7 protein-coding genes and 2 pseudogenes are annotated in these 7,284 nt (G+C 57.0%); 6 read left to right on the top strand and 3 right to left on the bottom strand.

Annotation, left to right across the window (positions count from 1 at the left end):
- Positions 1 to 726: 726 nt before the first annotated feature.
- The 4 genes from HBH25_RS23115 to umuC all read left to right on the top strand — a co-directional run bounded on the left by HBH25_RS23115 (position 727) and on the right by umuC (position 3,510).
- Entirely contained in the window at positions 727 to 1,356 is a 630-nt protein-coding gene (locus HBH25_RS23115) for a hypothetical protein (RefSeq protein WP_218585519.1), read from the top strand.
- A gap of 199 nt (positions 1,357 to 1,555) precedes the next feature.
- Positions 1,556 to 1,807, top strand: coding sequence for a DUF1654 domain-containing protein (locus tag HBH25_RS22685; protein ID WP_168086197.1), 252 nt, complete (start codon positions 1,556 to 1,558; stop codon positions 1,805 to 1,807).
- A gap of 4 nt (positions 1,808 to 1,811) precedes the next feature.
- A complete protein-coding gene (locus HBH25_RS22680; RefSeq protein ID WP_168086196.1) occupies positions 1,812 to 2,243 on the top strand; it encodes a LexA family protein in 432 nt (143 codons plus the stop codon).
- Positions 2,230 to 3,510, top strand: a complete 1,281-nt coding sequence (umuC, locus tag HBH25_RS22675) for a translesion error-prone DNA polymerase V subunit UmuC (RefSeq protein ID WP_168086195.1) — start codon at positions 2,230 to 2,232, stop codon at positions 3,508 to 3,510. The genes HBH25_RS22680 and umuC overlap by 14 nt, the downstream gene beginning before the upstream one ends.
- Positions 3,511 to 3,643: 133 nt before the next feature.
- Here umuC and HBH25_RS22670 read toward each other — a convergent pair whose 3' ends face one another.
- On the bottom strand, positions 3,644 to 3,985 hold the full coding sequence (locus HBH25_RS22670) for a hypothetical protein (RefSeq protein ID WP_168086194.1): 342 nt from the start codon (positions 3,983 to 3,985) through the stop codon (positions 3,644 to 3,646).
- Between the two features lie 272 nt (positions 3,986 to 4,257).
- On the opposite strand from HBH25_RS22670, the gene HBH25_RS22665 reads away from it, so the two are divergent.
- Together HBH25_RS22665 and HBH25_RS22660 are read left to right on the top strand one after the other, a co-directional pair.
- Positions 4,258 to 4,617: a histone-like nucleoid-structuring protein, MvaT/MvaU family gene (locus tag HBH25_RS22665; protein ID WP_168086193.1), complete on the top strand. Its 360-nt coding sequence runs from the start codon at positions 4,258 to 4,260 to the stop codon at positions 4,615 to 4,617.
- 36 nt (positions 4,618 to 4,653) lie between these two features.
- Positions 4,654 to 5,280: a DUF7831 domain-containing protein gene (locus HBH25_RS22660; protein ID WP_168086192.1), complete on the top strand. Its 627-nt coding sequence runs from the start codon at positions 4,654 to 4,656 to the stop codon at positions 5,278 to 5,280.
- Between the two features lie 288 nt (positions 5,281 to 5,568).
- Here HBH25_RS22660 and HBH25_RS22655 read toward each other — a convergent pair.
- Both HBH25_RS22655 and HBH25_RS22650 read right to left on the bottom strand, forming a co-directional pair.
- Positions 5,569 to 5,900: pseudogene (locus HBH25_RS22655) on the bottom strand (transposase); the annotation flags it as partial.
- A 28-nt stretch (positions 5,901 to 5,928) separates the two neighbouring features.
- A pseudogene (locus HBH25_RS22650) lies at positions 5,929 to 7,284 on the bottom strand (hypothetical protein); the annotation flags it as partial.

Genomic DNA, 7,284 nt, shown 5'->3' with positions numbered 1-7,284 from the left:
CTGATCCGTTGAGCGCGCTGGACAAACTGTTAGCGTCGGCAGCCAGCAGGACCAAGTAACACCCTTACTTTGCCCGAAAACCTTATCCGCTCACGCGGAGGCCTTGTCACGCCTGCGATTTGAGGGGGAATTCTGCCCCGATGGAAGCATCGGCACGCGGCATCAGGACGGTTCTAAAAGTGCGCAAATCGGCTCCAAAATCACACCAGTGTTGGTCACCCCAGGCCATTTCTGTGGATAGCTTGAAATAACTGAAATTTTATACCCCTTTCAGTAACCCCCTCCGGGTAGAAACATTGCTTTGAGAGGTGGCCAAGCACCTCACAGAGCGGTAACGCTCGCGCATTTCGTGCCTACGGCACGGCGCGAAAAGGTGACTTGGCCACCGTGATAAAGCCCGTCTAAGCGGCCCAGGACGGCACAGCCGCCCTGCCCTGGCCTACGGCCACCCTTCGGGCGCTAAGACCCGGATACATCGCCCCCAGGCGGCTACGCCACCTGCCGGCTCAACCGGGCGCGTGTGCGCGCGGGCTTTGAAGTCCTATACCGCTTTATCGACCGCAATGTGCCTTCAGTGAAGGCATGTGTTTTGGAGGCTTTGCCTGGCTGCAGGAAAGGAGTGACGCCACTAGCGCGGGGGCATTGCCCAGGCGTGCGTAAAATGCCTGGCGTCAGGCAAAATCCTGGAATACAGTAGGTGCGTTAAAGTCACCTTGGATATCAGCTGTGAGCGCAAAATCGGCCTACCCCAAAGGGGACTTTCGACGCCTGCTGGCGGTGTTAGGTGCCATTGAGGAAATCGAGCAAGCCACGTTGGTGAAAGTGGCGACCAGGACCGGCCTCGACAAAAAGACGGTGATTAACCTGGTTGCGCAGGCTCGGGAACAGGTCAGAGTCGAAATCACCAAAGTAGGGCCGGTGTATGCATTGGCGGACTGGGGGCCGGTCATTAACCCCGCTGCTGGCAGACTGGCATTGGAAGGCGGGTTGATAACGCCTGTTGTGTCCACTGCCGACCTGATCGAACCCCTCGGGCATCGGTGGGTAGCCTGTACCGATGCGTTCCCCTGGAACGATTGTTTTGGCAGGCTGCGCTATGTGGTGTACAGCCCCAGTTACGGTGGGGAACTGATGGTCTGTTCGTTTGACCTGGATAGGCCGCACTGGTGGAGCGAGTCGCTGGAAATGGGCGTCAGCGGGGTTACGCATTGGCGGCTAGCCAGGCCGGATGAGTGTGAGTCCAATGTGCCGGAAGGGCCAGCACCTGTTGCATCAGAGGTCGATGCCCTTGACCTGGTGCCATTGCGCAACTGGTGGAACTGGTATCGCCAGTACAAGCACATAACGGCTGAATAATGCGGCGTGTTAGACAAGGCCGGTTAATCAACGGAAAAGAGTGCATAACTGCAACCGTTATCCCCCTCAGACCCGTGCTGGCTGGGTTTTGAGAACTGGGTCCGCTTTGCGGCTGTGCAGCGATGACCGGCGAGAAAAATTCTTGCTGGCCGCGTTTTGAGTGTAATACTGTAAATGCATACAGTTATGAGTTACCCGCATGGCCAAGAAATCCCCTGTAGCGCCACCAGCGCCCAAACCCTATGAAGTTTTGGCGCTACGGTTGCAGCGCGCTATCAACAATCCCACAGCGCAAAAGAACAAATCAGCCCTGCTAGAACGGCTGGACAGTGATTCAGATGACGCCTGGGAACAGATCATGGCGGAGCTGGCCGAGACAGATAACGTGACCGTGGCGCACCGCGACGATGGCCACATCCAGATTTTCTGGACCGTTGTGCAGGACGATTAATGCGATGGCACTTTCTATCCTCGGGCCGCTGGGGCCTTCCACTCTAACCCTGCCGCTCTTTGCCTGCTGCGTGCCCGCAGGCTTTCCCTCTCCCGCAGCGGATCACCTGGAAAAGCATATTTCCCTGGATGAGCTGTTCGATATACGAGCCCCACACATCTACCTGGTGAAGATCGACGGCGACAGCATGATCGGTGCCGGGCTGTTTACGGGTGACCTGGTGATCGTGGATCGAAGCCGCGAGGCCCGTCACGGCGATATCGTCATTGCCGCACTCAATGGTGAACCCGTCTGCAAGCGACTGCACCACAAAGGACGCGAAGTGATTCTCCAGTCTGAAAACCCAGCCTACCCGCAGCGGTTCATCCTGGAAGGCGATGAAATGAGTATCTGGGGTGTGGTGCGGTACAGCGTGCGCGATCATGCCTACGCCTGAGCCGGTGTTTGCGCTTTGCGACGCGAACAGTTTTTACGCCAGTTGCGAACGAGTATTCAGGCCGGACTTGGCCAAGACACCTATCGTAGTTCTTTCGAACAATGATGGTGCGGTGATAGCACGCAGTTACGACGCTAAACCATTCGTAAAAATGGGTGCGCCGTACTTCCAGATCAAGGACACGCTACGCCGTCACGGCATCGTGGCCTTCAGCAGTAATTACGCGCTCTACGGTCAGCTCAGTGAGAGATTTATGACCATAGTGGAAGGCATGGTAGCTGCGTGTGAGCCCTATAGCATTGACGAGGTGTGGTGTGATCTAACCGGCCACCCTGGCGACCTCACCGCGTTTGGTCGCTCGATCAGGGACAAGGTACTCAGGTGTACGGGCATTCCGGTTGGTGTAGGCATTGCCAGGACCAAAACCCTGGCCAAGCTGGCCAACCACACGGCCAAGCGCTTGCAGCAGCAGACAGGCGGCGTTGTCGATATCTGCGACCCATTTAAGCGTGACTGGGTGCTGCGCAACACCGCCGTGGAAGAAGTGTGGGGTGTCGGCAGGCGATTGAGTGCGCACCTGCAGGGCATGGGCGTCCAGTCGGCCATGGACTTGGCCAAGGCCGATCCCGTGACGCTCAGGGCCAAGTTCAGTGTGGTCCTGGAACGCACGGCACGCGAGCTGGCCGGTGTGTCGTGTATGGAGCTGGACGAGCCCGACCCACCCAAGCAGGAGATTTGCTGTAGCCGGATGTTCGGCAAGCGGCTAACGGACCTGCACCCGATCAAAGAGGCGGTGGCCACCTACACTGCAAGAGCCGCTGAGAAGCTGCGTGCTCAGGGCTCCATGTGCAAGAAGATGCGGATCAGCATACGCACGGGCATGTTCAACCCTGACGAGGCCAAGTATACGAACGGCATCCTGGTCGAGCTGCCCTACCCTACGAACGACACGCTGTTGATGACCAACGCGGCCACAGAGGCCGTGGAGCGCATTTTCCGCAAGGGCTATCGCTACAGTAAGGCCGAGGTACTGTTGTTGGACCTGCGGCAGCCTGGGGAGTACACGGGCGACCTGTTCGCTCGGACGCAGCCGCAGAAGTGCGAGCAGCTGATGGGAATCATGGACAGTATCAATGCCCGCTGGGGCCGAGGTACATTGCGCTCAGCTACCGTGCCCATAGAACCCGAGTGGGGGATGCGCCGCGAGTTTATGAGCCAGAGCTACACGACGCGCATTGACCAGTTGTGGACGGTAAGGGCGTATTGACGCACGACAACAAACCAGTAAGGCGGCAAGTAAGCCATGTGTGGACGCTATTCTATGTATGAATCGATGGACCATTACCTACGTGAGCTAAGCCCTGGCCAGCTAGTCATCGACTACGTACCACCTGAGCCGATCAATGCGTCACCTTATCTTGAGTGTTGCATTTGGTCACTGAGACCGCCGAGCCTAAAACCAGCGTGCAATTTCTAGCATCAATGCCCAAATCACACTTATCTTCTTCCAGTGCAGAAAACGCCTGTTCAGTTGCTGGTGCCCCATCAATAGTGACTTTCCAAAAAATGCGATCAAACCAGTCCAGGCTCGACAGCTTTCCTTCTATATCATGGGTGCGTAATACCAAATAATTGGTATGCCTGTCGAAAATTGCCAGGCTTATTTCGCTTTCAGTTGTAACAGTTAGCTCAAGCCGCACTGCTATGCTTTCACTCCAAGGGATGTGGTTTAGCGAATGCATGAAGTTGATTGCTAGGTTAGAGACCATTTTAGTAAGCTCAAAAATCAGGATCCAATAATTTTAGCATAGAATCTATTGTGGTTGAGCTTCTCATTCCCGGCAGCGGCAAAACTGAGTGCAACCTCATGGAACGCTCAGTGCGGCGTTGCATCGCATGCCGCTAGGTGCGCGTAAACGCTTACCTATGCCAGGTTGGTAGTAGATAAGCTAGCAATAGGCAATATCTGTATTAGCGCTTATACTGGCTATCTGCTAACCAACGAGGAAACCCCATGTCACGTCTTGCCGAATTTCGCGCTTTAGAACAGAAATTGGCTGCTCAACTGGCTGAGCTTGAGAGCATGAAAAACGACGAAGGCTTAAAGCGCGAAGTCGAATTCGAACAGAAGCTTCGCGAGCTTCTGGGTGAATACAATTACAGCCTGAGGCACATCGTTGCAATTCTCGATCCCCAGGCAGCGCGTCGTAGCGAAGCAGCGCCAGCAAAGAGAACCCGTAAGGCGCGTACATTGAAGCGCTATAAGCATCCTGACACTGGCGAGGTTGTTGAAACCAAGGGTGGCAACAACAAAACGCTTAAAGCATGGAAAGAAGAGCACGGGTCTGAAATGGTTGAAGCGTGGGTCGAGTAACTCGCCAGACGGTTTATCAGTAGCAAAGGGATGCCAATGCGTCGGTTCGTGGTTGAAGAGTATGAAACGATTAACGTTGACGTATTACGCGCCAATTGCGATCAGGTGTATGCCGTTGAGTTGGCGCTGGATGGTCAGATCTGTGCCGGCACGATGTGTATCCTGGCAGAGCCTAATACGTGTGGCATCCCCGTTCGCAAGGCCATTATCAACGACACGCCTGTGCCTTTTTCAGATCAAGACACGGAGCGCGAAGCCTTGCTTCAGGCCTTGCGCAAGCTCTACAAACTCGCTTCGGGCCGAACGTTGCGGATGCCCAAAGCGGGTATAGGAGCTGGTCCACATGGACTTGCAGCCCATAGTCCCCGTATCTATCGCGACCTTTGTCAGATACTGGGTGACCACTTTGGTTATCGCCCACCATCCACTACGAGTACTGCTTACAGGACGGGTGGCAACGTCAGTGAAACGTACCACCATGAGCTTTTTACCGAGGTATGCAAGCGAGGCGGGTATTACATGGCCTCGGTTGTGGCTCAGAAGCATGGTCTGACCCTGGACCAGCTCAAAGCACATTGCCTGGCTGCTGGAAAGGAACTGGATGTTCAGAACAAGCTATTTACCCTCCATTTACCGACCTATCGTTGGGCGAATGGCGAATAGCTGGATTCGGCTACGTCCCTCGGCGGTTCCATTGCCCACCTGAATTAGTAGAACGGGTGCTATGTTAAATCAAGCAAAGCGGCGTTAGGCTAGAGGGCTCATCGTCCATGTATAGGAATTTCAAAGATTTCTACACAAGACAGGCAGGTGGAAAAGGTAATCGCCAGCGCTCACCCATACCGTCGCGGACATCGACAGCACCTGTTTTCCATGAGCAAAATTCATCAAAGTGTCAGCCAAATAAGACTTTTCTCTGCTTTTTCAGATTTTGGACGCACCTTCCCTGCATCAGGATTTGACGTACATCATCCGCGCAATGGCATGGGCATGGGTCACCAGCCCCTTTACCGTCAGCCCGCTGATCGCTGCCGTATACACTATCTTTGCCCCGCACAGCACGCAGCTGAACGGATCAACGTTTAACAACGCTTTGGCCATCTGCGCAAAATACAACTTCGGCACCGGCCCTGGTTTCGCCATCTCCAGCGCCTCATACACCTTGGCAAATACTTTCCACACACCCGGTTGGCCAGAAATCCAAAATACCGGATCATTCGAAAATGCTTTTCCGGGATGTGCTGCACCACCCGGCGTAGCATGTCGGCCTGGCTCACCGACTCCACTTCGACTTCACGCACGCCCCCGGCCTCAAGCAAACCCGCCCAGCAGCCGTGTCAGTTCTTTGAGCTTGCTTTGGAGCGTGCCGGAAGCCCCCCGATGTTTAGTCGCCAAGGTCAGTATCTCAGCTTGGGAAACGCCGCCCTGGGCCAGTCGCGGATAGACCTGCAATAGCGTGTCCAGCGTTTTCTTAGCACCGCCGTTGCCGGCAATCCTCACCAGGTTGTCGTTACTGAAGCCGGCCTGACGCAGGGCCGGGCCCTTGTCCAGCAGCGTCTGCAAGGCCTGGGCGCCGCCATCATGAGCGGCGACCTTGACCAGGTTGTCGTTGCTGAAGCCGGCCTGACGCAGGGCCGGGCCCTTGTCCAGCAGCGCCTGCAAGGCCTGCGTACCGCCTATATTGGCCGCGACCTTGACCAGGTTGTCGTTGCTGAAGCCGGCCTGACGCAGGGCCGGGCCCTTGTCCAGCAGCGCCTGCAAGGCGTGCTGACCCCCGTTGTTGGCGGCGACCTTGACCAGGTTGTCGTTGCCAAAGCCTGCCTGACGCAGGGTCGGGCCCTTGTCCAGCAACGCCTGCAAGGCCTGGGCGCCGCCATCATGGGCGGCGACCTTGACCAGGTTGTCGTTGCCAAAGCCGGCCTGACGCAGGGCCGGGCCCTTGTCCAGCAGCGCCTGCAAGGCCTGCTGACCCCCTTTGTTGGCGGCGACCTTGACCAGGTTGTCGGGGCCAAAGCCTGCCTGACGCAGGGCCGGGCCCTTGTCCAGCAGCGCCTGCAAGGCGTGCTGACCCCCGTTGTTGGCGGCGACCTTGACCAGGTTGTCGTTGCCAAAGCCGGCCTGACGCAGGGCCGGGCCCTTGTCCAGCAGCGCCTGCAAGGCCTGGGCGCCGCCATCATGGGCGGCGACCTTGACCAGGTTGTCGTTGCTGAAGCCGGCCTGACGCAGGGCCGGGCCCTTGTCTAGCAGCGCCTGCAAGGCCTGCTGAGCCCCATTGTTGGCGGCGACCTTGACCAGGTTGTCGTTGCTGAAGCCTGCCTGACGCAGGGCCGGGCCCTTGTCCAGCAGCGCCTGCAAGGCTTGCGCACCGCCCCCGTTGGCGGCGACCTTGACCAGGTTGTCGTTGCTGAAGCCGGCGTTGCGCAGGGCCGGGCCCTTGTCCAGCAGCGCCTGCAAGGCCTGCTGACCCCCGTGATGGGCCGCGATCTTGATGACCTGCTCACGGCCCCCCAATGCATTTTGAAGCCTGTCGAGATGCTGTTGCACATAGTTCAGGGTGGCGTTGCCAGCGGCTTTCTGGATTTTGTTACGGTCAGCGGCGCTCAATGCTTGAGACGAAGTGTTTGCCGATTGAGCGAAGAGGGCTGAGCGAACAGAAGACGATGGATA

It is taken from the genome of Pseudomonas quercus, assembly GCF_012033695.1.
GTDB lineage: Bacteria > Pseudomonadota > Gammaproteobacteria > Pseudomonadales > Pseudomonadaceae > Aquipseudomonas > Aquipseudomonas quercus.
Note: the sequence above shows the minus strand (reverse complement) of the source record. Positions and strands in the feature narration are given on the sequence as shown.